Raw genomic sequence first — 24,159 nt, 5'->3', positions numbered from 1 at the left:
GTACTGACCACATGACGGATGCAAGCGCGTTTCTGGACAGCGTCAGCCAGCAGTTGGACCAGATCGGCCAGGAAGGGTTGACCAAGCGCGAACGCCTGATCACCGGGCCCCAGGGCAGCCGCGTCGCGGTGGCGGGGGCGCCCACGATCAACCTGTGCGCCAACAACTATCTGGGGCTGGCCAATCATCCCGCCCTACGCGCGGCGGCGGTCGCGGCGATGGACAGCCACGGTTTTGGCATGGCATCCGTGCGGTTCATCTGCGGGACGCAGGACCTGCATCGCCAGCTGGAACAGCGCCTGGCCGGGTGGCTGGGCCATGACGACGCGATCCTGTTCGCGTCCTGTTTCGACGCCAACGGCGCGCTGTTCGAACCGCTGCTTGGCCCCGAGGACGCAGTCATTTCTGACGCGCTGAACCATGCGTCGATCATCGACGGCATCCGTCTGTGCAAGGCACGCCGCTTTCGCTATGCGAACGGCGACATGGACCAGCTGGAATCCCGCCTGCGCGAGGCGCGGGACGGCGGTGCGCGTTTCATCATGATCGCCACGGACGGCGTGTTCTCGATGGACGGCCACCTGGCGCCCCTGCCCGCGATCCGCGATCTGGCCGACCGCTATGGCGCGCTGGTGATGGTCGACGACTGTCACGCGGTGGGCATCATGGGGCCAAAGGGCGCCGGCACGCCGCAGCACCTGGGCGCGCGGGTCGACCTGCTGACAGGGACGCTTGGCAAGGCGCTTGGCGGCGCGCTTGGCGGATACATCGCCGGGCCGCAGCCGGTCATCGACCTGCTGCGCCAGCGGGCGCGGCCCTATCTGTTCTCGAACGCGCTGCCGCCGTCGATCGTGGCAGCGGGGCTGGCCGCGATCGACTTGGTCGAGAGTGCCGACGACCTGCGAGCGGATCTTGCGCGCAAGACCGCGCATTGGCGCAAGGGCCTGACCGACGCGGGGTTCGCGCTGCTGCCCGGCCAGCACCCCATCGTGCCCGTCATGCTGTCCGAGGCCCCCTTGGCGCAGGCCATGGCAGCCGCACTGGAACGGCGCGGCGTCTATGTGGCGGGGTTCTTCTTTCCGGTCGTGCCGCGCGGTCAGGCCCGCATCCGCACCCAGATGAACGCCGCCATCGACATGGCCGACCTGGACACCGCGCTGCAGGCCTTTGTCGACGCAGGCCGCGAAACCGGGGCGATCCGATGAAGGCGCTGGTCAAGACAGGCCCCGGAGAGGGGCTGGCCCTGCAGGACCGCCCCATGCCCCAGATCGGCCCGTCGGACGTGTTGATCCGGGTGCGCAAGACGGGCATCTGCGGGACGGACGTGCATATCTGGAACTGGGACGAATGGGCCGCCCGCACCGTCCCCGCGCCCATGATCATCGGCCACGAATTCGCCGGAGAGATCGTCGAACTGGGCCGCGACGTCACCGGCCTGACCCTGGGCCAGCGCTGTTCCGGAGAGGGCCACCTGATCGGCCATACCAGCCGCCAAAGCCGGTCGGGCCAGTTCCACCTGGACCCCGAGACCCGCGGCATCGGCGTCAATGTCCCCGGCGCCTTTGCCGAATACCTGGCGCTGCCCGCCTTCAACGTGGTGCCGCTGCCCGACGGCGTGTCCGACCGGATCGGCGCGATCCTGGACCCGCTTGGCAATGCCGTGCACACCGCGCTCAGCTTTCCGCTGATCGGAGAGGACGTGCTGGTCACCGGCGCGGGGCCCATCGGCATCATGGCCGCCGCGGTCGCGCGTCATGTCGGCGCGCGTCACGTGGTCATCACCGACGTGAACCAGACGCGGCTGGACCTGGCGGCGCGGGTGGCCGACGTGGTCCCGGTCAACGTCGCCTCCGAGGACCTGCCGTCGGTCTGCGCCCGCCTTGGCATGCGCCAGGGGTTCGACGTGGGCTTGGAAATGTCGGGAAATGCCGCGGCCTTCGACCAGATGGTCGGCGCGATGGTGATGGGCGGGCGCATCGCCATGCTGGGCATTCCCGCCGCGCCCACGCTGGTCGACTGGAACCGCATCGTGTTCAAGTCGCTGGTCATCAAGGGCATCTATGGCCGCGAGATCTTCGAGACCTGGTACAAGATGCTGGCCATGCTGGAAAACGGCCTGGACGTCAGCGCCGTCATCACCCACGATCTGCCGATGGCCGAATTCGAACAGGGCTTCCGCACCATGAAGGCCGGCCAGAGCGGCAAGATCGTGCTGGACTGGGACCAGGTCTAGCCCACCGTCTGGATGGCCTCGACGACCGCGTTCAGGCGTTCGCGTTCCGACGGCAGCATCTGGTCGCGGCAGCGCGCCATCGCCTCGGCCGAGTGGCGCCGGGCAGAGGCCGCGAACCGGTCCGGGGCGATCTGCGCCAGCGCCAGCAGCGATTTCTGCAGCCGCATCTGCACCGCGAAGATGGCCGAACCGTCGCGCGCGATGGGCGGGAAGACGTCGTCCAGCAGATCCTCGACCGCCAGGGCGGGCACCCAGACCCGCGGAAAGTCCAGCGCGACCTCGCGCGCGGCGGCGCAGGCGGACAGCAGGCGGACCGACCGGCCGAGGATGTCGATCGCGGTGCCCGGGTCGTTGACGGCGGGCGACAGGGCGCGTTCGGCGATCTCTGTCAGGACGGTCAGGCCGAACCGCGGGTCCTGGTCATAGGTGCGGCTTTCCGCGACGGTCAGCGCCTTGCACAGGGCCTCGTCATCGGGTTCCTGGTCGGACGCGGTCTGGCGCGCGATCCACAGGGCCGGCAGGCCGGGATGCAGGAACCTGCCCGGCAGGGCCGCCAGGTGGATGTCCACGCCCGCGTCGTCGGCCATCGCCTGCAGCGCCGGCATGTCGACATGGACCAGATAGCCGATCTGGTCGTGATGGACGGCACGGGCGCCGGGCGGCGGGCCCGACCCCTCGTGACCGCCCAGGAAGGGCGTGTCCAGCCGGTGGTCCAGCGCGCTGCGGGCGGCCTCCTCGACCTTGCGGATGGAATCGTCCATCAGGCCAAAGACGGTCAGGTGCGCGATCCAGCGCAGGATCGCGATGACGATGATGACCACGACCAGGATCGTGGCCACGAACAGCACCAGCCGGTCATTATCGGAATAAAAGCCCGCGTTCAGCGCGATGATGCCGATCAGGCTGAACAGGAACGACCCCAGGAAGGTCGACAGGACGCGCTGCGTGGTGCGGTCCGATTTCAGCAGCTGCGTCGCCCGCGGCGTGACCGACCCGGATGCCGCCGTGAAGGCCGACACCATGATCCCAAGCGAGAAGGTGACCACCGACAGCATCGAGCTGGCCAGGACCGACAGCACCGCCTCGACCGCGCCCGAGCCCAGCTTGTCGCCCAACCCGTCGGGCAGCATGGGCCCGATCAGCGGCGCGACGAAGGCCGTGCCGATGCCCATCACCGTGTAAAGCGCCGCGACCACCCAGATCTTCTGGGAGATCCTGACGATGAACCACCTCAACCTGGACGACATCCGCACCCCTTGCCCGCTGACCCTGTACCCTGCCGCGGACCATGACCCGGAACGGGGTGCGGGGTCCAGATGCCGCGGCCGCTTTCGCGCCTATGCGCGCGGGGTGACCCGCAGCGGCTGAAAGATCGGACCGTCCGGACCGTCCGCCAGATGCGCGGCGATGCCGAAGACCCGCGCCAGCAGGTCGGTGGTCAGCACGGCGGCGGGCGGTCCGTCGGCCACGATGCGGCCCCCGTCCAGCACCACCAGCCGCGTGCAGTGCCGCGCGGCCAGCCCCAGGTCGTGCAGCGACGCGACCACCCCCCGCCCCTGCCGCGCAAGTCCCGCGAACAGGTCCATGACGCCGATGGCGGCGGCGGGGTCCAGCCCGGCGATGGGCTCGTCCGCGATCAGCAGGGGGGTGTCCTGCGCCAGCGCGCGGGCGATCAGCACGCGGGCCTGTTCGCCGCCTGACAGGGTGGTCGCATCGCGATGACGCAGGGCCGTCAGGCCCAGGGCCCGCAGCGCGTCGTGGACCGCAGGGTGGTCGCGCGGCGCGGCGGCATCGGGATGGGCGATGCGGCCCAGGGCCACGACCGCCTCCACCGGCATCGGCCAGGCGATGTCGCGGCCCTGCGGCAGATAGGCCGCCTGGCGCGCCCGTGCATCGGGGGCCAGCGCCGCCAGCGATGACCGCCCCGTCGCCGGCAACAGGCCCAGGGCCGCGCGCAGCAGCGTCGTCTTGCCCGCGCCGTTCGGGCCCAGCAGGCCCACGAACTCGCCCGGCCCCACGTCGAGGTCGATCCGGTCCAGCACCGGCACCGCGCCGCGCGACAGGGACAGGCCGGACAGCCGCATCAGGGTCATGCCCGCACCCTCAGCCGCAGGATCAGCTGCAGGAAGAAGGGCGCGCCGATCAGGGCGGTCAGGACGCCCAGCTTGAGGTCGCGCCCCGGAAGGATCACCCGCACCGCGATGTCGGCCGCCAGCACCATCGCCGCCCCGCCAAGCGCCGATGCGCCCAGCAACCGCCCCGGATCGCCACCCACCGCGCGGCGCAGCAGATGCGGCACGACCAGCCCGACGAAGCCCACGGTGCCCGCCACCGCCGTGGCCCCGCCGACCAGCGCCGCCGTGCCCAGCACCAGCCGCAGCCGCAGCGCGCGCAGGCTGATGCCCATGCTGGCGGCTGCGTCCTCTCCCAGGCTGAGGGCGCGCAGGGCACGGGCGGCGGGCCACAGGATCACCGCGCCCGCGATCATCACCGGCACAGCGATGCGGACATGCAGCATGGAGCGGTCGACCAGCGACCCCATCATCCAGAAGACGATCTCGTTGGCGGCAAAGGGGTTGGGCGACAGGTTCAGGACCAGCGAGGTCGCGGCCCCGGCCAGGGCCGATATGGCGATCCCCGCCAGGATCAGCGCCAGCGCGCCGCCGCGCGGGCCCGCCAGTCCCATGACCAGCCCGACCGACAGCGCCGCCCCCGCCAGCGCCGCCAGCGGCAGGCCCAAGGGAAAGGCCGCGGCCAGCCCGGTCTGGATCGCCAGCACCGCCCCAAGCGCCGCCGTGCCCGAGGTGCCGATCAGCCCCGGTTCCGCCAAGGGATTGCGCAGAAAGCCCTGCATCGCGGCCCCCGCCAGCCCAAGCGATGCGCCCACCGCCGCGCCCAGGATGGCGCGCGGCAGGCGCAGTTCCTGCATGATCAGAACCAACAGCGGATCGCCCCGCCCGAACAGCGCCGCCAGCGCGGGCCCGGGCGGCTGCCAGCTGGTCCCGATCAGCAGCGATATCACGAACAGCACGCCCACAAGCGCGCCAAGCGCGGCCGTCAGCCTCATGGCGCCACCTGGCGCAGCTGTGCCACGGCGCGCAGGACATGCGGCGTGCCGCAGGCCCAGTCCCGGTCGGGCGCAGTGACGACCTGCCGCCCCGGCGTGATGGCGCGCAGGACGGGGTGGTCCATCACCTCCTCGGCGCGCGAGGCACGGGGCTGACGCTGGCCGGTCACGATCAGGTCGGGATCGGCCATCACCAGATCCTCCAGCGGCACAAAGCCTCCCTGCGACAGGCCCAGTTCCGTCGCCACGTTCGTCAGGCCCGCCGCCGCCAGGATCGCCCCGGCCAGGCTGTCCTGACCCGAGCTGTAGCCGTTCGCCCCATATAGCGCCGCCCGGCGGTCGGGGCGCGGGTCCGCCTGCAGTGCCGCCAGGTCGCGATCGAACTGCGCCACAATCCGGTCGGCGCGGTCCCGTCGGCCCAGCACGTCGCCCATCAGGCGCAGGTTGGTGCGGATGCTGTCCAGGTCCGTCCCCATGTCGAAGGTCGCCACGCGCAGGCCCAGCCTGTCCAGCATGTCCAGCGTCGCCGGAGAGGAATAGGTGCCCGCCAGCACCAAGTCGGGCTGCAGGGCCAGGATGTCCTCGGCCTGGCCGCGATTGGTGGGATAGGCCTCGGCCTCGCGCGCCATGGCCGAAGAGACCCGGTCCTGCGCCAGATAGCTGACCGAGGCCAGCTGTCCCGGCGCCGCCACCAGCATCGCCAGCTGATCGGTGCACAGGTTGATCGACACCACCCGCGCGGGCGCGTCGGCCCATGCGGGGGCGACCATCAGCGCCAGCCCGATCAGCCCGCGGATCACCAGCGCGCCTGCAGGCCGATGGTGCCGGTCCGCCCCTGGTTCGCAAAGCCCCAGACATCCGAATAATCGCGGTCGAACAGGTTCACCACCCGCGCCGTCGCCCGCACGTTCGGCGTCAGGTCATAGCCCGCGGCAAGGTTGACCACGGTATAGGACGGCAGTTCTTCTACGATACCGTCGTTCCATATCTGGGCATCGAATGTGCCCGCCACGTGACGCAGATCGCCCGTGACCGACCCGCGCCCGTCCAGGATTGCCAGCGTCGCGGTCAGGCCTGCCTCGTGCCGGGGGCGGCGGGTCTTGACGCTGCCATCGGGATTTTCCGCGTCCAGATAGGTATAGCTGGCCCCCAGGGTCAGACTGTCGGTCGCCAGAATGCGGGCCGCGACCTCGACCCCTTGGCGGGGGCTTTCGCCGGACTGGTTGCGATAGGAATAGAACGCCACGCCATCCTCGATGCCGACAAGATAGTCGGTGATCTCATCCTCCAGCGTCTCGTTGAAATAGGTGACGTCGATGGTCCCGCGACCGTCCGGCAGCTGCGCCTCGACCCCCAGATCAAAGCCGCTGTTCTTTTCCGGGCGCAGGTCGGGATTGCCCTGATAGACGGTGCCGAAGAAGCCGGCATCGGCATACAGCTCAAAATAGGACGGGTTCACCAGCCCCGTCCCGGCGGATGCGTGCAGGCGGAACGGACGGTCGGGCATCTGCCAGGACAGACCCAGGTTCCAGCTGGTGAAATCGGCAAAGACGCGGTTCGCGTCGTGGCGCAGCCCGGCCTGGACATCCAGTCCGCTGGCCAGCATCGCGCGGTATTCCAGCGCGACCGACGACATCTCCCGGGACTGCCCCGGCGCGGTCGAGTTGCTGTCGCGCTGATGTTCCGCCAAGAGGTTCAGCAGCTGCGAGGCATCGGCGGCCGACCCGTCCAACCCCAGGCTGGCGCGGTATTTCAGCTTTTCGGTCTGGCCGCGCCGGAACGGGCTGTTGTCCTGGCTCTGCCGGGTGATGCTGTGCTGATAGTCCAGGCGCTGGACCAGGCGGCCGTCCAACGCGGTATATTCCGCCCAGACCCCGCCCTGAAACTCGTCGCGGCGGCCGAACAGGTCGGCATCGACCAGATAGCTTTCGGCATCGGTCGCGGCAAAGTTCTCGGCGTCAAAGCCGTAATCCTCGGTGGACTGGCGCAGCGCCACCCCAAGGCGCAAATCGTCGGTGGCCAGGACGTCGCCGGACAGGACGGCGGTCTTGCGGTTGATCCCGTCCTTGCCGCCGCCATCGCCCGACTGGTCATAGCCCAGATCGTCGCGCGCCGACAGCGACAGCCGCAGCCCGCCCCGCTCCCCGCGACGGCTGACATGGACCGAGGCCGCCCCGCCGTTCCCGGCCTCGACCGAACCGCCATAGGACAGGCCCTGGGGCGCGTCGCGGGTGATGATGTTGATCACCCCCGCCGAGGCGTTCGATCCATAGAACACCGATTGCGGCCCGCGCAGCACCTCGATCCGGTCGATGTCGGTGGTCTCCAGCCCGGTCAGCACGTATTCATCCTCGCCCCCCGCCGCCTCGATGCCGTCGATCAGGATCAGGGTGTGGTTCGCCTCGGCGCCGCGGATGCGGACCTGCGCGATGCTGGCGCCGCTGCCGCTGACCGACACGCCGGGCAACGCGCGCAGGGCGTCCTGGACGGTGGCGATGCCGCGATCCTCGATCTCGGTCGCGGTCAGGACGGTGTGGGCGCGGGCATAGCCGTCCTGGGCCACGGGCGTGATGCCGGCGGTCAGCACGATCTCGTCCAGCAGGATGGGTTCTCCCGGTGCCGCACCTTGAGCGGCGGCGGTCACGGGAAGGGCGACAAGCGTCGCCAGAAGACAGATCGGACGGCGCATCGGCACGGACCTTTCAAGGCAGGCACGGCCTGCGGCAAACAGAAATGTCCGGCACACGGACCCGGTGGGTCGCGGCAGGACGGTGACTGTCACCACTGCGGATCAGCCGCTTTCCTGGCACGCCCCGCGCCGGAAATGGGTGAGTGCTGCGGCAGGTCTCCTGGCTTGCGGGTCGATGCCTTGGCCGGCCTTCCCGGATCGCTCCAGTGGCATGATCGGCCATCGCTCTCCGCTTACAGTTGCGGGGGCAGCCCCGGATTGTCACCGGCGTTCCCTTTTGATCCGGCATGCAGGCCGGAACCGTAGCGGCGCCCTTGTGGCGCAGAGGCCCCGGAGCTGTCAACGGGATTCCGCCGTCCGTTCCACGCCCGGCAAAAGGCGGTCACCGCCCGCCCCGGCCCGATCCCAGATCGGCCGAAATCCGTTCCGCCGCGGTGGCGACCATGCCGCCGATGCGGTCGACGGCGGCATCGGTCATGCGGTTTGTGGGGCCCGACACCGACACCCCGGCCACCGCCTCGCCATAGCTGTTCACGATGGAGGCCGCGACACAGCGCATCCCCAAGGTGCGCTCTTCGTCGTCAAAGGCAAAGCCGCGATGGCGGATCAGGGCGATGTCGGCCTGCAGCGCGTCCGCGTCGGCGATGGTCTTTTCCGTGAACCGGGTGAAGGTCGCGTCGCGCAGGAACACCGCCAGCCGCGTCTGATCGAACGCCGCCAGCAGCGCCTTGCCGATCCCAGATGCGTGCAGCGGAGACCGGGTGCCGGGCGGGAAAAACGCGCGGATCGTCTGATGCGTCTCGACCTGGCTGACGAACAGCACGTCGCCGTCGCGTTCGATGCCCAGGTTCGCCGTCTCTCCGGTCAGGGCCATCAGGTCGCGCATCACCGCACGGCTGCGTTCGACGATGTTCGTGCGCCGCAGGAAGGCCGAACCAAGGCGGAACGCCTCGGGGCCGATGAACCACTCCTGCCGGTCGGGATTGTTCTCGACATAGCGACGGTGTTCCAGGGTGGCCAGGACGCGGTGCATGGTGGCGGGGGACTGATCCAGATGCGTGGACAGGCCGGTCAGGGTGATCCCCTCATGTGCGGCCAGGGCCTCCAGCACGTCCAGCCCGCGGTCCAGGGCCTGGATGCTGGCGGCGGGCTGATCGGCCTTGCCGCCTCTTGGCCGTCCCCGCTTGCGCACCGGCTGCTGCATCGGAATCACGCCCCTTCCGTCTGTAACACCACAGAAAAATAATTTCATGAAAGCCGCTTTCCGGCAATGAAAAATTCAAGCGCCCATGATTTCGCTGCGAAACCTGCATTAAACCAGATTTCCGAAAAACGATTTCAAAAAAATTTACCGGTTTGCGGACCCATGCTACACCTTGTCGCATCAAGGAGGAGCCGACCGTGAGCACCCAGAACCCGATCTTCATTCCCGGCCCGACGAACATCCCCGAGGTGCTTCGCAAGGCCGTCGACATGCCTACAATCGACCATCGCAGCCCGATGTTCGGAAAGATCCTGCATCCCGCGCTGGAGGGGGTCAAAAAGGTCCTGAAATCGACGCAGGCGCAGGTCTTCGTGTTCCCCTCCACCGGCACAGGCGGGTGGGAGACGGCGATCACCAACACGCTGTCCGCGGGCGACGCGGTTCTGGCCACGCGCAACGGCATGTTCAGCCACCGCTGGATCGACATGTGCCAGCGGCACGGCCTTGACGTCGAGGTCGTGGACCAGTCCTGGGGCGAAGGTATCCCCACCGACCGGTTCGAGGAGATCCTGACCGCCGACACGGCCCATCGCATCAAGGCGGTCCTGGCCACGCATAACGAAACCGCCACCGGCGTCCGGTCGGACATCGCCGCGGTCCGCCGCGCGCTGGACCGGGCGGGCCATCCCGCGATGCTGTTCGTGGACGGGGTCAGCTCCATCGCCTGCTATGACTTCCGGATGGACGAATGGGGCGTCGATGTCGCCGTCACCGGGTCGCAGAAGGGCTTCATGCTGCCCCCCGGCCTGGCGATCGTCGGCTTTTCGCCCAAGGCGATGGCCGCGGTCGAGGGCGCGGGCCTGCCGCGCACCTTCTTCGACATCCGCGACATGGCGCGGGGCTATGCCGCGAACGGCTTTCCCTATACGCCGCCCGTCGGCCTGCTGAACGGGCTGAAGGTCGCCACCGACATGCTGCTGGACGAGGGGCTGGAGAACGTCTTTGCCCGTCATCACCGCATCGCCGAAGGCGTCCGCCAGGCCGTCGCGGCATGGGGCATGACGCTGTGCGCCGCGCGACCCGCGCTGTATTCCGACAGCGTCAGCGCGATCCGCACGCCGGACGGGTTCGACGCCAACCGCATCGTCAGCCATGCGCTGAACACCTATGGCGTGGCCTTCGGCACGGGCCTGGGCGATGTCGCGGGCAAGGTCTTCCGCATCGGGCATCTGGGGATGCTGACCGACGTGATGGCCCTGTCGGGGCTGGCCACGGCAGAGATGGTGATGGTCGATCTGGGCCTGCCCGTCACCTTGGGCTCCGGCGTCGCCGCCGCCCAAGCGCATTACCGGCACAGCGCGGGCCAGGCCTGCAGGCGGGCTGCGTGATGGACGCGATCCCGACCCTGGACGACATGCTGGCGGCACGCGACCGCATCCGCCCGCATGTCCACGTCACCCCCGTCCTGACCAGCCGGATGCTGGACGAGCTGACGGGCGCGCAGCTGTTCTTCAAGTGTGAGAACCTGCAGAAGGCCGGCGCCTTCAAGGCGCGCGGGGCCAGCAACGCGGTCTTTGGCCTGTCGGATGCCCAGGCCGCGCGCGGCGTCGCCACCCATTCCAGCGGCAATCACGGCACCTGCCTGTCCTATGCCGCAGGACGCCGCGGCATCCCCTGCACGGTCGTCATGCCCCGCACCGCCCCGCAGGCGAAAAAGGACGCGGTGCGCGGCTATGGCGCGCGCGTCGTGGAATGCGAGCCCTCGACCAGCTCGCGCGAGGCGGTCTTTGCCCAGGTCGTGGCCGAGACGGGGGCCGAATTCGTGCATCCCTACAACGACCCGCGGGTGATCGCCGGACAGGCCACCTGCTCGGCCGAGATGCTGGAGCAGATCCCCGACCTGGACGCGGTCATCGCCCCCATCGGCGGCGGCGGCATGGTGTCGGGCACCTGCCTGACCCTGTCCGCGCTGGCCCCCGCCACACGCATCTATGCGGCCGAACCCGAACAGGCCGACGACGCGGCGCGCAGCTTTCGCGCGGGCCATATCATCGCAGACGACGCGCCCGTGACGGTGGCAGACGGGCTCAAAGTGCCGCTCAAGGACATGACCTGGCATTTCGTCCGCAGCCACGTCACCGACATCCTGACCGCGTCCGAGGATGAGATCGTGGCCGCGATGCAGCTGATCTGGAAACGGCTGAAGATCGTGGCCGAACCCTCCAGCGCGGTGCCGCTGGCGACCATCCTGAAGAACCGCGACGTCTTTGCCGGCCAGCGCATCGGCGTCATCATCACCGGCGGCAATGTCGATCTGGACCGCCTGCCCTGGACCAACGGAGATGCCCAATGAACGCCCATGCAGAATTCTCAGGCCTCGAGGTCGGATACGACATTCCCGCCCTGCCGGGGATGGACGAGGCCGACATCCAGACCCCCTGCCTGATCCTTGATCTGGACGCGCTGGAACGCAACATCCGCAAGATGGGAGATTACGCCCGCGCCCACGGCATGCGCCACCGGGCGCATGGCAAGATGCACAAGTCGGTCGACGTCCTGAAGCTGCAGGAGCGGTTGGGCGGCGCGGTCGGCGTCTGCTGCCAGAAGGTGTCCGAAGCCGAGGTGTTCGTGCGCGGCGGCATCCGCGACGTGCTCGTGTCGAACCAGGTCCGCGACCCGGCCAAGATCGACCGCCTGGCGCGCCTGCCCTTGCGGGGCAGCCGGATCATCGTCTGCGTCGACGACATCGCCAACGTGGCCGAACTGTCGGCGGGGGCGCAGCGCCACGGCACCACGCTGGAATGCTTTGTCGAGATCGACTGCGGCGCCGGCCGCTGCGGGGTCAGGACGACCGAGGCGGTGGTGCAGATCGCCCAGGCCATCGACGCCGCCCCCGGCCTGAAATTCACCGGCATCCAGGGCTATCAGGGCGCCATGCAGCACCTGGACAGCTTTGACGACCGCAAGGCCAAGCTGGACGCGGCCATCGCCCAGGTCCGCGAAGCGGTCGAGGCGCTGACCGCGATCGGCCTGACGCCCGAACTGGTGTCGGGCGGGGGCACGGGGTCCTATTACTTCGAATCCAACTCGGGCGTCTTCAACGAGCTGCAATGCGGCAGCTATGCCTTCATGGATGCCGATTACGGGCGCATCCTGAACCGGGACGGCAAGCGCATCGACCAGGGCGAATGGGAAAACGCGCTGTTCATCCTGACCAGCGTCATGAGCCATGCCAAGCCGCATCTGGCGGTGGTCGATGCCGGCCTCAAGGCGCAGTCGGTGGACAGCGGCCTGCCCGTCATCCAGGGCCGCACGGACGTGAAATACATCAAGTGTTCCGACGAACATGGCGTGGTCGAGGACCCGGACGGCGTGCTGGCCATCAACGACAAGCTGCGCCTGATCCCCGGCCATTGCGATCCGACCTGCAACGTCCACGACTGGTACGTGGGCGTCCGGGGCGGCAAGGTCGAGGTCGTCTGGCCGGTCTCTGCCCGCGGAAAGGCCTATTGATGCAGACGCAATCCCCCCTGCTGATCGTCCCCGAACACCTGATCGCGGACCTGATCTCGGCCCAGGACTGCTTTGCGGCGGTCGAACAGGTCTTTGCCGCGATGGCGCGGGATACGGCCTACAACTTTCCGGTCATCCGCGAGGCGATCGGCCATGCCGATGCGCTTTACGGGTTCAAGTCGGGGTTCGACCGGGAATCGCTGGCGCTTGGGCTGAAATCAGGCGGGTTCTGGCCGCGGAACGCCGACAAGGGCCTGACGAACCATCAGTCGACGATCTTTCTGTTCGACGCCGATACCGGGCGGTGCCGGGCCGTGGTGGGCGGCAACCTGCTGACCGCGCTGCGCACGGCGGCGGCCTCGGCGGTGTCGATCCGCCACCTGGCGCGGCGGGACGCGCGGGTGCTGGGCATGATCGGGGCGGGGCATCAGTCGACCTTCCAGCTGCGCGCGGCGCTGGATCAGCAGGACTTCGACAGGGTCGTCGGCTGGAACCTGAACCCCGCCGACCTGGATCGGCTGGCCAAGGTCGCCGATGAACGCGGCATCCCGTTCCAGGCGGTCGACCTGGAGCAGCTGGGCGCGCAGGCGGACGTGATCATCACCATCACCTCGTCATTCGCGCCCATCCTGCAGGCCGCCCAGGTCCGGCCCGGCACGCACCTGGCCTGCATGGGCACCGACACCAAGGGCAAGCAGGAGGTCGAGGCTGCATTGTTGGGCAAGGCGTCGGTCTTTACCGACGAGGTCGCCCAGTCCGTCACCATCGGAGAGGCCCAGCACGCCGTGGCTCAAGGGCTGATCGCGCCGGACGACATCACCCAGATCGGTGCGGTGATCAACGGCGATCGTCCGGGCCGGGTGTCCGACGACCAGATCACCCTGTTCGACGGCACCGGGGTGGGACTGCAGGATCTGGCAGTCGCATCCGCCGCGGTCGATCTGGCGGTTGAACGCGGGATCGCCATCGCGGTCCAGATCTAGCGTCACCCCCGCGCACCCGACAGCGGGCGCGCGGGGGGGGCGGTCATTTCGCCTGGCGCGCGATCCAGTCGTCGATCCCGGCCTGTGCCACCGCCTGGTCCTGGGCCGGCGTCCCCGAGGACACGCCGATGCCGCCCACGACCTCTCCGTTCCACAGGACCGGCAGACCGCCGCCGACCACCATCAGCCGCCCGCCGATGGCCGAGGCGATTCCATAGGCTGGCGCGCCGGGCTGGCTGGCCGTGCCATAGTCGTGGGTCGCCTTCTTGGCCGCCGCCGCGGTGAAGGCCTTGTCGATGGCGATGGTGGTCGAGGTGACCTTGCCGCCCTCCATCCGCTGAAAGGCGATCAGCTGGCCCGCCTCGTCGGTGATGGCGATGCACATCGGGACGCCGATCGTCCGGGCATGGGCCTCGGCACCGGCCATCAGGATGCGGGCGTCGTCGAGATCGAGTCGGGTCAGGGTCTGCATCGGAATTCCTTGGCTGTTGTCCGGGTGCCCGGCCGCAGCGGAACGACCCGAAGGTCGGCGACGCGGACGGGCAATGCTTAGCAGGCGGGTCGCGGACGGCCACCCCCAATGCGCAACGCGCGCGGGCCGCCGCCGCCCGGATCACGCTAGCGCGACGGTTTCGGTTGCGGAATCATCCGCGACATAGAAGACTTTCCACGTTCCATTGAAAGCGGGCCAACGGCGATGTCCTATCTTGAAAGCTTGCGGGTCTTCGTGCGGGTGGTCGAACTGGGCTCGATCACGGCGGGGGGGCGCGATCTGCGCCTGTCGCCCGCGGTCGCATCCAACCGGATCAAGGATCTGGAAAACCGCTTTGGCCTGCGCCTGCTGAACCGCACCACCCGCAAGCTGACCACGACCGAGATCGGCCGCGCCTTCTATGACCACGCCCGACGCGTGATCGAGACCCTGGACGAGGCCGAGGCCCTGATCGGCAGCTTTTCGGGCAAGCCGCAGGGCGTGATCCGCCTGACCGCGCCCCTTGGCCTGGGACGGCGGCTGGTCGCGCCGCTGATCCCGCCCTTTTGCGCCGACAATCCGGGGATCGAGATCCGCCTGCGCTTGTCCGACCGCAACGTCAACATCGTCGAGGATGCCATCGACCTGGCCTTCTTTCTGGGAGAGCCGGCCGATTCCGCATTGAAATGGCGCAAGATCGCGGAATGCCCGCGGGTGCTGGTCGCGTCGCAGGCCTATCTGGACGCCGCGGGCACGCCGCTGCGACCGGACGACCTGGCGGGTCACAACTGCCTGTTGCTGCGCTATCCGCGCAGCCCGGAATATTACTGGACGCTGCAGACGTCGGACGGGCCGCGCAAGATGATGGTGCAGGGGCGGTTCGACACCGACGATGGCGACGTGCTGCGCGATTGGGCGCTGGCCGGGCATGGCATCGCCAACCGCCCGCTGTACGAGGTGACGCAGGACCTGGCCGACGGTTGCCTGGTCGAGGTCCTGCCCGCGAACCGCCCCCTGCCCGCGCAGTTCGGCTGCCTTGCCCCGCACAGGCGTCTGCAGGATCCCAAGGTCCGCATGTTCGCCGACCACGCGGTTCGGGAGCTGCGTCCGCTGTTCTAGGCCGGGGCAAGGACTTTACAGCGGCGATTGATAATCGGCACGGGACGACCGCACCACCGCGGGGTTTGTCGTTGATCCGCCTGCATATTCCACCGCCTGTCCGCCCCGTGGGTGATGGCCCGGCGCATCGTACGCCGCGGGGCATTAATTAATATTTCTGGACGGATTTTCCATTGCATGCGACGCAAAAGAGGTGACCCGACACCGGATGATCAAGGAGAGACCGCAATGGCCGACCCGACCCGCCGCCGTGGCCGCCCCTGTGCCGACGGACCCGACCGCCCGCTGACCGTCCAGGCGTTGGACCGCGCGCTGGACATGCTGGACCTGCTGTCGCTGCATCCCGGCCTGACGCTGAGCGAGGTGGCGCAGCGCACGGGGCTGCCCGCATCCGCCACGCATCGCATCCTGCAGACCCTGGCCCTGCGCGGCATGGTCGAACGCTGTGCCGCGACGCAATGCTGGTCGGTCGGGCCATCCAGCTTTCGCCTTGGGGCGGCCTTCCTGCGCCGGTCGGGGCTGATCGCGCGGGCACGCCCGATCCTGCAGGACCTGGTCGCGCGGACCCAAGAGACGGCCAACCTGGGCATCCTCAGCGACGGTGGCGTGCTGTTCGTGTCGCAGGTCGAATCCGACCACCCGATCCGCGTGGCCTTTCCGCCCGGAACGCGCGCATCGCTGACCGGATCGGGCATCGGGCGGGCGATGCTGGCGATCAATGCGGGGCCTGCGCCCGACGCGGCCTGCCCCGATCTGGCGCGCATCCGAAGGCAGGGCTTTGCGTTTGACGATCAGGGACGGATGGCGGGGATGCGCTGCGTGGCCGCGCCCATCGTGGACATGGCAGGGCGGGCGGTGGCCGGGCTGTCGATCAACGCCCCCGCGCATCGGATCAGGACGCGCCAGGTCGGCGCGATCGGCGCGGCGGTGGCCGAGGCCGCGGCGCGGCTGACCGCCGTCACCGGCGAGCAGCTGCACCTGTAGAAGCCCGCCCCGCGGACGGGACGGGCCTTGGTTCAGCTGTCGGACTTGAACCCCAGGCTGCGGCCGATCCGCGAGGCATAGAACTCGCCCACCAGGCCGCGCCGGAACAGCAGCACGCAGACCATGAAGACGACCCCGGTGATGACCGTCACCGGCAGCGGCGAGGTCGCCAGATAGTTCTGCAGCGTCACCACCAGCCCCGCGCCGATGACCGGCCCGATCAGCGTGCCGATGCCGCCCAGCAGCGTCATCAGGATCACCTCTCCGGACATCTGCCAGCCGACATCGGTCAAGGTCGCGAACTGGAACACCAGGCTTTTCACGCTGCCCGCCAAGCCCGCGATCGCCGCCGACATGACGAACGCCGCCAGCTTGTAGCGCGCCACGGTATAGCCAAGCGACGTGGCCCGCGCCTCGTTCTCGCGGATGCTTTTCAGGATCATGCCGAAGGGAGAGTTGATGATCCGCCAGATCGCCAGCATCCCGGCCAGGAACACGCCCAGCACGAAATAGTACATGTTGATCTGGTTCGACAGGTCCAGCACGCCCAGGAAGGTGCCGCGCGGGACGGACTGGATGCCGTCCTCTCCGTTCGTGAAGGCGGCCTGCAGGCAGAAGAAGAAGAACATCTGCGACAGGGCCAGGGTGATCATGGCGAAATAGATGCCCTGACGGCGGATGGCGATCAGCCCCATGATCAGGCCCAGCCCCGCCGCGCCCGCGACCCCGACCAGGATCCCCAGTTCGGGCGACAGGCCCCAGACCTTGACCGCATGCGCGGTGAAATAGGCCCCGCCCCCGAAGAAGGCCGCATGCCCGAAGGACAGAAGGCCGGTATAGCCCAGCAGCAGGTTGAACCCTGCGGCGAACAGCGCAAAGCACAGGATCTTCATCAGGAAGATCGGGTACAGGAACATGGGCACCAGCAGCAGGAAGCCCAGCATGGCCAGCAGGATGACCGCCTTGATGCGGCCGGCTGCCGGGACGGTCGCGGGGGCCGCGGGGGTGGTTGCGTCGGAATGGCTCATCTTACACGTCCTTTCCGAACAGGCCCGCGGGCCGCAGGATCAGCACGATCGCCATGATGACGAAGATCACGGTGTTCGATGCCTCGGGGTAGAAGACCTTTGTCAGACCCTCGGCGATGCCTAGCATGTAGCCGGTGACGATGGCGCCCAGGATGGACCCCATGCCGCCGACCACGACCACGGCGAACACGACGATGATGATGTTCGTGCCCATCAGCGGCGACACCTGATAGATGGGCGCCGCCAGCACGCCCGCGAATGCCGCCAGCGACGCGCCCAACGCATAGGTCAGCGTCAGCAGCAGCGGCACGTTCACGCCGAAGCTTTGCACCAGCACCGGGTTTTCGGTGGCCGCGCGCAGGTATGATCCCAGCTTGGTCTTCTCGATCAGCAGCCACACGGCGATGCAGACCGCCAGCGACGCCACGATCACCCAGCCCCGATAAATCGGCAGGAACATGAAGCCCAGGTTCACGCCCCCCGCCAGCGCCGGCGGCGTCGGATAGGGCTGCCCGCTGGAGCCGAAGAAGTACCGGAACGTCCCCTCGATCGTCAGGGCCAGGCCGAAGGTGAACAGCAGACCGTACAGATGGTCCAGCTTGTAGAGCCGGGACAGCATGGTCCGTTCGACCAGCGCGCCGAACGTGCCCACGATCAGCGGCGCCAGGATCAGCGCGATCCAGTAGTTCACGCCGGTCCAGGTCAGCAGCAGCAAGGCCACGAACGCACCCAGCATGTATTGCGCGCCATGGGCGAAGTTGATCACCCGCAGCAGGCCAAAGATCACCGCCAGCCCAAGCGACAGCAGCGCATAGAACGACCCGTTGATCAGGCCGATCAGCAGCTGCCCCATCAGGGCAGCCATCGGCACGCCGAATATCATCGTCATGTTAGACACCCAGTTCGCGATTGAGCATGTCCATGTTGGCGGGCAGCTGGCCCACCGGGAATTCCGCGGTCATCTGGCCGTGATCCATCAGATAGAACCGGTCGGCGACCTTGCTGGCAAAGCGGAAGTTCTGTTCGACCAGCACCACGGTCATGCCGCGTTTCTTCAGTTCGCCCAGCACGGTGCCGATGTTCTGGATGATCACCGGGGCCAGCCCCTCGGTCGGCTCGTCCAGCAGCAGGCAGCGCGCGCCGGTGCGCAGGATGCGCGCCATGGCCAGCATCTGCTGTTCGCCCCCCGACAGTTTCGTGCCGGGGCTGTTCCTGCGTTCGTGCAGGTTCGGGAACAGGGCATAGATCTCGTCGACCGACATGCCGCCCTTGGCCACGACCGGCGGCAGCATCAGGTTCTCCTGCACCGACAGGCTGGCGAAGATGCCGCGCTCCTCGGGGACGAAGCCCAGGCCGGCGCGGGCGGTCTTGTGCAGCGGCATGGTCATCATGTCGCTGCCGGCAAAGGTGATGCTGCCCGTCCGCTTGCGCAAAATGCCCATGATGGACCGCAGCGTGGTGGTCTTGCCCATGCCGTTGCGGCCCAGGATGCAGATCATCTCGCCTTCGTTCACGTGCAGGTCGACGCCGTGCAGGATGTGGCTTTCGCCGTACCAGGCGTTCAGCCCGGCGACATTCAGAAGCGCGCTCATGCGTCGGTTCCCATATAGGCGGTGCGCACGCGGGGATCGGTGGACACCGTGGCGTAATCGCCGCTGGCCAGGATCTCTCCGCGCTGCAGCACGGTGACGCGGTCGCAGATGTCGGCCACGACCGACAGGTTGTGTTCGACCATCAGGACGGCCCGGTCGCGGGCCACGTCGCGGATGATGCCGGCGACGGTGCGCACGTCCTCAAGGCCCATCCCGGCCATCGGCTCGTCCAGCAGCAGGACCTTGGGGTCCAGGGCCAGCGTGGTCGCGATCTCCAGCACGCGCTTGCGGCCATAGGACAGGTCCATCGCGCGGGTGTCGCGGTATTCCGTCAGGCCCAGCTGCGCGATCAGCTCGTCCGCGCGCGGGTTCAGCCGGTCCAGCGACGACAGCGACCGCCAGAACTGGGTGGCCAGCCCGTTGGGCCGCTGCAGCGCGACGCGCAGGTTCTCCAGCACCGTCAGATGCGGGAACACGGCCGAGATCTGGAACGACCGCACCAGGCCAAGCCGCGCCACCTCGGCGGGCTTTCTGGCGGTGATGTCCTGGCCCAGCAGGGTGATCGACCCGCGGGTGGGCGTCAGGAACTTGGTCAGCAGGTTGAAGACGGTGGTCTTACCCGCGCCGTTCGGGCCGATCAGCGCGTGGATGCGGCCGTGTTCGACATCCAGGTCGACATCGTTGACGGCGGTGAAGCCGGCGAAATCCTTGCCAAGGCCGCGGGCGGATAACACCACCCGCGGCTGGTCCTGTTGCACAGGCATTGCTGTCATGGGTCCGTCCGCGCCCTAGTTCGCCGCGACCAGCGCACAGCCGCTTTCGGCCGGATCGATGAACGCCTCGGACCCGGGGATGGTCGCCAGGACGTTGAAGTAGTCCCAGTCCGTGGTGATGTCGGCCGGTGCCTTGACCTCCAGCAGATAGACGTCGGTGATCAGGCGTCCGTTCGCGCCAACCGTGCCGCCCTGAGAGAAGACGTCGTTGACCGGCAGCGTGTGCAGCTGTTCGGACACGGCGGCGGTCTCGTCGGTGCCGGCGGCCTCGATGGCCTTCAGGTATTGCAGGACGGCCGAATAGGTGCCGGCATGGACCATGTTCGGCATCGCCTGCGTGCGCTCGAAGAAGCGCTGCGCGAATTCGCGGCTTTCGTCGGTCCGGTTCCAGTAGAAGGATTCCGTCAGGGTCAGGCCCTGCGCGGCCTCGGCTCCCAGGCCGTGGACCTCGGCCAGGGTGAACAGCAGCGCCGCCAGGCGCTGGCCGCCCTGCACAATGCCGAATTCGGCCGCGGACTTGATGGCGTTCTGGGTGTCCAGGCCGGCATTGGCCAGGCCAATGACCTTGGCTCCCGATGCCTGCGCCTGCAGCAGGAAGGACGAGAAATCATTGGTGGACAGCGGATGGCGGACCGAGCCCAGCACCTCGCCGCCATTGGCGGTGACATAGGCGCCGGTCTGCTCCTCCAGCGAATAGCCGAAGGCATAATCGGCGGTCAGGAAGAACCAGCTGTCGCCGCCCTGCTCGACCAGCGCGCCGCCGGTGCCCACGGCCAGCGCGTGGGTGTCATAAGCCCAGTGGAACCCGTTCGCGGTGCATTGCGCGCCGGTCAGTTCGGTGGTGGCGGCACCCGTGGTCATGGTGATCTTGTCGGCCTCGGCCGACAGCGCCTGCACGGCCAGCGCAACGGACGAGGTGGTCAGCTCCATGATCGCGTCGACCTGTTCGGTGTCGTACCACTGCCGCGCGATGTTCGATGCGACGTCGGGCTTGTTCTGGTGATCGGCGGTAACGACCTCGATCGGCATGTCCAGCACGGTGCCGCCGAAATCCTCGACCGCCATCAGCGCCGCCTGATAGGAATAGGTGCCGCCGAAATCGGCATAGACGCCCGACTGGTCGTTCAGGATGCCGATCTTGACGACGTCATCCGATACCTGGGCCATCGCGGCGGTGGCCGTGGCGCCCAAGATCGCCACCGATGTCAACAGTCTAGCCATGAATTTCTCTCTCCCTCGTGTCGGACCGCAGGCGTGTGGACGGGCCACCCGCCGGGTCGGCGGTCCGGTTCATCGTTTCCGTGAATGACTGGCGACCCTCTCCCCAAGGTCGCGCTTGGGAAAGGTTGCAGAATAGGTTTGCCTTGGCAAGGACGCTTGGACCGCCCTGCGGCAACTTGCACAGGCTGCAATCCGCCAGCGGCGCGGGCAGCGGCGGGCCGGGGGTTGGCCTGCGGTCCACAGCCCCTATCCTGACCCCCTGAACACGGGGAGGAGACCACCATGACCTGTCATCCGACACGCCGCATCGCCGCGATCCTGCTGGCGGGCACACTGTTTCACGCCCAGGCCGCCGCGGCCCAGGACCCTGCCGGTCCCGACGCGCCGCCGCGCGACGAGTTCTTCTGGCTGGGCCAGATGAACAAGGCCAGCCTGGTCATCAACAGCCAGGAGGGGCTGTTGGACCCGGCCCTGGCCCCGGACATCGCCGAGGCTCTGGCGGGGGTGATCGCCGCGGGCGACGCGCCCGACGGGGAACGCCCCCGCACCGTCATCAGCTTCGAGCCGCTGCTGATCGATGCGGGCGGTCCGCAGGTCACCCTGCTGCATGCCGGGCGGTCCAGCCAGGACATGCACGCCACCTTCCGCGCCGCGATGCTGCGCGACAAGATGCTGGAGCTGGCCGATCAGCTGCACGCGACCACGACCACGATGGTCGACCTGGCCGAACGCCATGCGGGCACCATCGTGCCGAACTATACCAACGGGGTCGCGGCCCAGCCCAACAGCCTGGGGCATTACCTGCTGGGCCATGCCGCCGGCCTGGACCGCGACGCGCAGCGCATCCGCGAGGCCTATGCCCGCATCGACCGCAGCGCGATGGGCACCACCGTCCTGAACGGCACCAGCTGGCCGCTGAACCGCCAGCGGATGGCCGAATACCTGGGCTTTCCGGCGCTGGTCGAGAACGCCTATGACGCGTCACAGATCTCGTCGATGGACCACCCGGTCGAGGTGGCCGGCATCGTCACCTCGGTCGCGCTGCACAGCGGCAACCTGGTCGAGGACATCATGACCCAATACGCCCAGACCCGCCCCTGGATGCTGCTGGAGGAGGGCGGAGAGAACACCTATGTCTCCTCGGCCATGCCGCAAAAGCGCAATCCGGGCCTGCTGAACAACACGCGCAGCGATGCGTCGCAGGCCATCGCGCTGGCGATGGGGCCGGTCCTGCAGACGCACAACATCACTCCCGGCATGCCCGACCCCAAGGATGTCGCCGACAATGCCGCGATGGTCGATGCGGGCATCGCCACCCTGTCGCGGCTGGACGCGGTCCTTCAGGCGCTGGTCATCGACCAGGATCGCGCACTGGAGGAGCTGAACAGCGACTGGACCGCCTCGCAGGAGATCGCCGACCGGCTGATGCGCGACCACGGCCTGCCCTTCCGCGAAGGCCATCACGTCGCCTCCGAGATCGTGACACATGCACGCCAAAACGGGATTGGCCCGCTGGACTTTCCCTATGCCGAGGCGCAGCGCATCTATGCGGATGCCGTCGCAGGCACCGACGCCCCGGCAGACCTGCCCCTGACCCAAGAGCAGTTCCGCCAGGCCCTGGACCCCGCCGCGATCGTCGCCGCGCGCGCCACCTCCGGCGGGCCGCAACCGCAGGAGATGACGCGCATGATCGGCACCGCCCGCGCGCGGCTGGACGATCACGCCGGATGGATCGCCGCCCGGCGCGGCCATGTCGATGCGGCGCTGGATCGGCTGGACGCCGATTTCGACGGCCTGACGCGGGACTGACCCTTCAGGGCGCGGGCTGGCGGTCGATCCAGGATGTCGCGGCCTCGTAGGCGCGGCCCAGGTTCAGCACGCAGGCATCGCGCCCGCGGTGGCCGATCAGCTGCAACCCCATCGGCGTGCCGGGCGGTCCGAACCCCGCCGGCACGCACAGCGCCGGCAACCCGGTCAGCGATGCCGGCACGACCACCTCCATCCAGCGGTGATAGCTGTCCATCTGCCGTCCCGCGATCTGGCGCGGCCAGGTCCAGTCCGCGTCGAACGCGAACAGCTGCGCCGACGGCAGCGCCAGGATGTCCACGTCCATCCCCGCCGTGTGGCGGAACCAGTCCGACCGGATCGTGCTGGCACGGCGCAGGTCGGCGGCGGACAGGGCCAGGCCGCGCTCAATCTCCCACCGCAGCTCTGGCTTCACCTGATCCGGGGCGCTGTGCAGCAGCGGGCCAAGGCTGCCCGCGATGGTCCAGCTGCGCAGCGTCGTCCAGGCCTCCCACAGGGCGGCGGCCGAAAAGGGTGGCGCCATGGGCACCACGTCATGGCCAAGATCGGCCAGCACCTGCACGGCGGCCCCGCACAGGTCCAGCACGCCCGGCTCCATCGCATAGGCCCCGCCCCAATCGCCCAGCCAGCCGATGCGCAGCCTGCCCTTGGGCGGCGCGGGGCGATAGGGACCGCTGGAATGCGGATGCATCGGATCGGGGGCGGACTGGACCGCCAGCAACAGCTCGAGGTCGCGGATCGACCGCGCCATCGGGCCTTCGGTCGACAGCTGGGACAGGAACAGGTCGCCCGGGTTGGACGGCGCGACCAGGCCATAGCTGGGCCGGAATCCGAAGACGTTGTTCCACCCGGCCGGGTTGCGCAGCGACCCCATCATGTCCGACCCGTCCGCCAGCGCCACCATGCGCGCGGCCAGCGCCGCCCCCGCGCCGCCGCTGGACCCGCCCGCCGACCGCGACAGGTCATAGGGGTTGCGCGTGACGCCATAGACCGGGTTGTAGCTGTGCGACCCCAGCCCGAATTCGGGCGTGTTCGTCTTGCCGATGATCACCGCCCCGGCCCGGCGCAGGCGCGCGACCATCGGGCTATCCGCCACCGGCACGTGGTCGCGGAACGCGGGCGAGCCATAGGTCGTGGCGATCCCCGCCGTGTCCGCCAGATCCTTGACCGCCATCGGCAATCCCTGCAGCGGCCCCGCAGGGGCCTGCGCGGCCTCGGCCAAGAGGGTGTCGCGGTCGCGCAGCGCGACGACGGCGTTGATGGACGGGTTTGTCGCCGCGATCCGGTCCAGCGTCAGCGCCATCAGCCCGACCGCATCGATGCTGCCCGCGCGCAGGGCCTTCAGCTGGCTTGTCGCATCCCCGGTGATCATCCGATGTGCCCCTTTTCCTGATCTCGCCGTCACCGTGGGGCGAAACCGCGCGCCCCACAACCCCTGCCGCCCGTGTCGATGACGGAACCGTGTGCATCCATGA

General features: G+C 68.6%; 22 protein-coding genes and 1 riboswitch. Of the genes, 9 read left to right on the top strand and 13 right to left on the bottom strand.

Annotation, left to right across the window (positions count from 1 at the left end; translation table 11 throughout):
* The first annotated feature begins 11 nt into the window (after nt 1–11).
* Together FHD67_RS04895 and tdh are read left to right on the top strand one after the other, a co-directional pair.
* Complete coding sequence (locus FHD67_RS04895) at nt 12–1,205, top strand: glycine C-acetyltransferase (protein WP_139598015.1); 1,194 nt, start codon at nt 12–14, stop codon at nt 1,203–1,205.
* Nucleotides 1,202–2,233, top strand: coding sequence for an L-threonine 3-dehydrogenase (gene tdh, locus FHD67_RS04890; RefSeq protein ID WP_139598014.1), 1,032 nt, complete (start codon nt 1,202–1,204; stop codon nt 2,231–2,233). Before FHD67_RS04895 ends, tdh begins: the two co-directional genes overlap by 4 nt.
* Here the strand turns inward: tdh and FHD67_RS04885 are convergent.
* The 6 genes from FHD67_RS04885 to bhcR form a co-directional block, all read right to left on the bottom strand.
* Nucleotides 2,230–3,480 carry a DUF2254 domain-containing protein gene (locus FHD67_RS04885; protein WP_139598013.1) on the bottom strand — a complete coding sequence of 417 codons (1,251 nt, stop codon included), beginning with the start codon at nt 3,478–3,480 and terminating at the stop codon, nt 2,230–2,232. The two genes, tdh and FHD67_RS04885, sit on opposite strands and share 4 nt — an antisense overlap.
* A 90-nt stretch (nt 3,481–3,570) precedes the next feature.
* Nucleotides 3,571–4,326 carry an ABC transporter ATP-binding protein gene (locus FHD67_RS04880; protein WP_046001611.1) on the bottom strand — a complete coding sequence of 252 codons (756 nt, stop codon included), beginning with the start codon at nt 4,324–4,326 and terminating at the stop codon, nt 3,571–3,573.
* Entirely contained in the window at nt 4,323–5,300 is a 978-nt protein-coding gene (locus tag FHD67_RS04875) for a FecCD family ABC transporter permease (RefSeq protein ID WP_139598012.1), read from the bottom strand. The genes FHD67_RS04880 and FHD67_RS04875 overlap by 4 nt, the downstream gene beginning before the upstream one ends.
* The gene (locus FHD67_RS04870; RefSeq protein ID WP_246071227.1) at nt 5,297–6,100 is read right to left on the bottom strand and encodes an ABC transporter substrate-binding protein; all 804 of its coding nucleotides are present in this window, start codon (nt 6,098–6,100) and stop codon (nt 5,297–5,299) included. Before FHD67_RS04870 ends, FHD67_RS04875 begins: the two co-directional genes overlap by 4 nt.
* On the bottom strand, nt 6,097–7,989 hold the full coding sequence (locus FHD67_RS04865; RefSeq protein WP_139598011.1) for a TonB-dependent receptor plug domain-containing protein: 1,893 nt from the start codon (nt 7,987–7,989) through the stop codon (nt 6,097–6,099). Before FHD67_RS04865 ends, FHD67_RS04870 begins: the two co-directional genes overlap by 4 nt.
* 133 nt (nt 7,990–8,122) lie before the next feature.
* A riboswitch (cobalamin riboswitch) is annotated at nt 8,123–8,309 on the bottom strand.
* Between the two features lie 62 nt (nt 8,310–8,371).
* The gene (gene bhcR, locus FHD67_RS04860) at nt 8,372–9,193 is read right to left on the bottom strand and encodes an HTH-type transcriptional regulator BhcR (RefSeq protein WP_139598038.1); all 822 of its coding nucleotides are present in this window, start codon (nt 9,191–9,193) and stop codon (nt 8,372–8,374) included.
* A gap of 197 nt (nt 9,194–9,390) precedes the next feature.
* Here bhcR and bhcA point away from each other — a divergent pair, with 197 nt between their 5' ends.
* Genes bhcA through bhcD form a run of 4 tightly spaced genes read left to right on the top strand, consistent with a single transcriptional unit; the run spans nt 9,391 to nt 13,689 of the window.
* A complete protein-coding gene (gene bhcA / locus FHD67_RS04855; protein ID WP_139598010.1) occupies nt 9,391–10,581 on the top strand; it encodes an L-aspartate--glyoxylate aminotransferase BhcA in 1,191 nt (396 codons plus the stop codon).
* On the top strand, nt 10,581–11,546 hold the full coding sequence (bhcB, locus tag FHD67_RS04850; RefSeq protein WP_164871508.1) for a beta-hydroxyaspartate dehydratase BhcB: 966 nt from the start codon (nt 10,581–10,583) through the stop codon (nt 11,544–11,546). Before bhcA ends, bhcB begins: the two co-directional genes overlap by 1 nt.
* Nucleotides 11,543–12,706: a 3-hydroxy-D-aspartate aldolase BhcC gene (gene bhcC / locus FHD67_RS04845; protein ID WP_139598009.1), complete on the top strand. Its 1,164-nt coding sequence runs from the start codon at nt 11,543–11,545 to the stop codon at nt 12,704–12,706. Before bhcB ends, bhcC begins: the two co-directional genes overlap by 4 nt.
* A 17-nt stretch (nt 12,707–12,723) precedes the next feature.
* Complete coding sequence (bhcD, locus tag FHD67_RS04840) at nt 12,724–13,689, top strand: iminosuccinate reductase BhcD (RefSeq protein WP_139598037.1); 966 nt, start codon at nt 12,724–12,726, stop codon at nt 13,687–13,689.
* Nucleotides 13,690–13,732: 43 nt separating this feature from the next.
* On the opposite strand, the gene FHD67_RS04835 is transcribed toward bhcD, so the two are convergent.
* Complete coding sequence (locus FHD67_RS04835; protein ID WP_046001618.1) at nt 13,733–14,161, bottom strand: GlcG/HbpS family heme-binding protein; 429 nt, start codon at nt 14,159–14,161, stop codon at nt 13,733–13,735.
* Nucleotides 14,162–14,386: 225 nt separating this feature from the next.
* Between FHD67_RS04835 and FHD67_RS04830 the strand changes: the two genes are divergently transcribed.
* Nucleotides 14,387–15,280, top strand: a complete 894-nt coding sequence (locus tag FHD67_RS04830) for a LysR family transcriptional regulator (RefSeq protein WP_139598008.1) — start codon at nt 14,387–14,389, stop codon at nt 15,278–15,280.
* A 228-nt stretch (nt 15,281–15,508) separates the two neighbouring features.
* Nucleotides 15,509–16,264 (top strand): IclR family transcriptional regulator, encoded by a 756-nt coding sequence (locus FHD67_RS04825; protein WP_139598007.1) that lies wholly within the window; start codon nt 15,509–15,511, stop codon nt 16,262–16,264.
* 32 nt (nt 16,265–16,296) lie between these two features.
* Here the strand turns inward: FHD67_RS04825 and FHD67_RS04820 are convergent, their stop codons facing one another.
* From FHD67_RS04820 to FHD67_RS04800, 5 genes are read right to left on the bottom strand one after another with little or no spacing between them, the layout of a single operon-like run.
* Nucleotides 16,297–17,292: a branched-chain amino acid ABC transporter permease gene (locus FHD67_RS04820; protein WP_139598006.1), complete on the bottom strand. Its 996-nt coding sequence runs from the start codon at nt 17,290–17,292 to the stop codon at nt 16,297–16,299.
* Between the two features lies 1 nt (nt 17,293).
* A complete protein-coding gene (locus tag FHD67_RS04815) occupies nt 17,294–18,181 on the bottom strand; it encodes a branched-chain amino acid ABC transporter permease (protein ID WP_045983482.1) in 888 nt (295 codons plus the stop codon).
* A gap of 1 nt (nt 18,182) precedes the next feature.
* Entirely contained in the window at nt 18,183–18,884 is a 702-nt protein-coding gene (locus tag FHD67_RS04810) for an ABC transporter ATP-binding protein (protein WP_045983481.1), read from the bottom strand.
* The gene (locus FHD67_RS04805; protein ID WP_045983480.1) at nt 18,881–19,657 is read right to left on the bottom strand and encodes an ABC transporter ATP-binding protein; all 777 of its coding nucleotides are present in this window, start codon (nt 19,655–19,657) and stop codon (nt 18,881–18,883) included. The genes FHD67_RS04810 and FHD67_RS04805 overlap by 4 nt, the downstream gene beginning before the upstream one ends.
* A 15-nt stretch (nt 19,658–19,672) precedes the next feature.
* Nucleotides 19,673–20,878: an ABC transporter substrate-binding protein gene (locus FHD67_RS04800; RefSeq protein WP_045983479.1), complete on the bottom strand. Its 1,206-nt coding sequence runs from the start codon at nt 20,876–20,878 to the stop codon at nt 19,673–19,675.
* Nucleotides 20,879–21,160: 282 nt separating this feature from the next.
* Between FHD67_RS04800 and FHD67_RS04795 the strand changes: the two genes are divergently transcribed.
* Nucleotides 21,161–22,687, top strand: coding sequence for an argininosuccinate lyase (locus tag FHD67_RS04795; RefSeq protein WP_139598005.1), 1,527 nt, complete (start codon nt 21,161–21,163; stop codon nt 22,685–22,687).
* A 4-nt stretch (nt 22,688–22,691) separates the two neighbouring features.
* Here FHD67_RS04795 and FHD67_RS04790 read toward each other — a convergent pair whose 3' ends face one another.
* On the bottom strand, nt 22,692–24,056 hold the full coding sequence (locus FHD67_RS04790; protein ID WP_139598004.1) for an amidase: 1,365 nt from the start codon (nt 24,054–24,056) through the stop codon (nt 22,692–22,694).
* Nucleotides 24,057–24,159 lie beyond the last annotated feature (103 nt).

Origin of the sequence: Paracoccus haeundaensis, assembly GCF_006239215.1 — a bacterium.
Lineage (GTDB): Bacteria > Pseudomonadota > Alphaproteobacteria > Rhodobacterales > Rhodobacteraceae > Paracoccus > Paracoccus marcusii.
This window is presented reverse-complemented; position numbering and strand designations above follow the sequence as displayed.

Excerpts from the sequence above, each read along its gene's own strand:
- FHD67_RS04885 (WP_139598013.1), bottom strand. The coding sequence starts at position 3,480 with ATGTCGTCCAGGTTGAGGTGGTTCATCGTCAGGATCTCCCAGAAGATC.
- bhcB (WP_164871508.1), top strand. The coding sequence starts at position 10,581 with ATGGACGCGATCCCGACCCTGGACGACATGCTGGCGGCACGCGACCGC.
- FHD67_RS04830 (WP_139598008.1), top strand. The coding sequence starts at position 14,387 with ATGTCCTATCTTGAAAGCTTGCGGGTCTTCGTGCGGGTGGTCGAACTG.
- FHD67_RS04865 (WP_139598011.1), bottom strand. The coding sequence starts at position 7,989 with ATGCGCCGTCCGATCTGTCTTCTGGCGACGCTTGTCGCCCTTCCCGTG.
- FHD67_RS04790 (WP_139598004.1), bottom strand. The coding sequence starts at position 24,056 with ATGATCACCGGGGATGCGACAAGCCAGCTGAAGGCCCTGCGCGCGGGC.
- FHD67_RS04880 (WP_046001611.1), bottom strand. The coding sequence starts at position 4,326 with ATGACCCTGATGCGGCTGTCCGGCCTGTCCCTGTCGCGCGGCGCGGTG.
- tdh (WP_139598014.1), top strand. The coding sequence starts at position 1,202 with ATGAAGGCGCTGGTCAAGACAGGCCCCGGAGAGGGGCTGGCCCTGCAG.
- FHD67_RS04805 (WP_045983480.1), bottom strand. The coding sequence starts at position 19,657 with ATGACAGCAATGCCTGTGCAACAGGACCAGCCGCGGGTGGTGTTATCC.
- bhcR (WP_139598038.1), bottom strand. The coding sequence starts at position 9,193 with ATGCAGCAGCCGGTGCGCAAGCGGGGACGGCCAAGAGGCGGCAAGGCC.
- FHD67_RS04835 (WP_046001618.1), bottom strand. The coding sequence starts at position 14,161 with ATGCAGACCCTGACCCGACTCGATCTCGACGACGCCCGCATCCTGATG.
- FHD67_RS04875 (WP_139598012.1), bottom strand. The coding sequence starts at position 5,300 with ATGAGGCTGACGGCCGCGCTTGGCGCGCTTGTGGGCGTGCTGTTCGTG.
- FHD67_RS04795 (WP_139598005.1), top strand. The coding sequence starts at position 21,161 with ATGACCTGTCATCCGACACGCCGCATCGCCGCGATCCTGCTGGCGGGC.
- FHD67_RS04815 (WP_045983482.1), bottom strand. The coding sequence starts at position 18,181 with ATGACGATGATATTCGGCGTGCCGATGGCTGCCCTGATGGGGCAGCTG.
- FHD67_RS04825 (WP_139598007.1), top strand. The coding sequence starts at position 15,509 with ATGGCCGACCCGACCCGCCGCCGTGGCCGCCCCTGTGCCGACGGACCC.
- FHD67_RS04820 (WP_139598006.1), bottom strand. The coding sequence starts at position 17,292 with ATGAGCCATTCCGACGCAACCACCCCCGCGGCCCCCGCGACCGTCCCG.
- FHD67_RS04800 (WP_045983479.1), bottom strand. The coding sequence starts at position 20,878 with ATGGCTAGACTGTTGACATCGGTGGCGATCTTGGGCGCCACGGCCACC.
- FHD67_RS04810 (WP_045983481.1), bottom strand. The coding sequence starts at position 18,884 with ATGAGCGCGCTTCTGAATGTCGCCGGGCTGAACGCCTGGTACGGCGAA.
- bhcC (WP_139598009.1), top strand. The coding sequence starts at position 11,543 with ATGAACGCCCATGCAGAATTCTCAGGCCTCGAGGTCGGATACGACATT.
- FHD67_RS04895 (WP_139598015.1), top strand. The coding sequence starts at position 12 with ATGACGGATGCAAGCGCGTTTCTGGACAGCGTCAGCCAGCAGTTGGAC.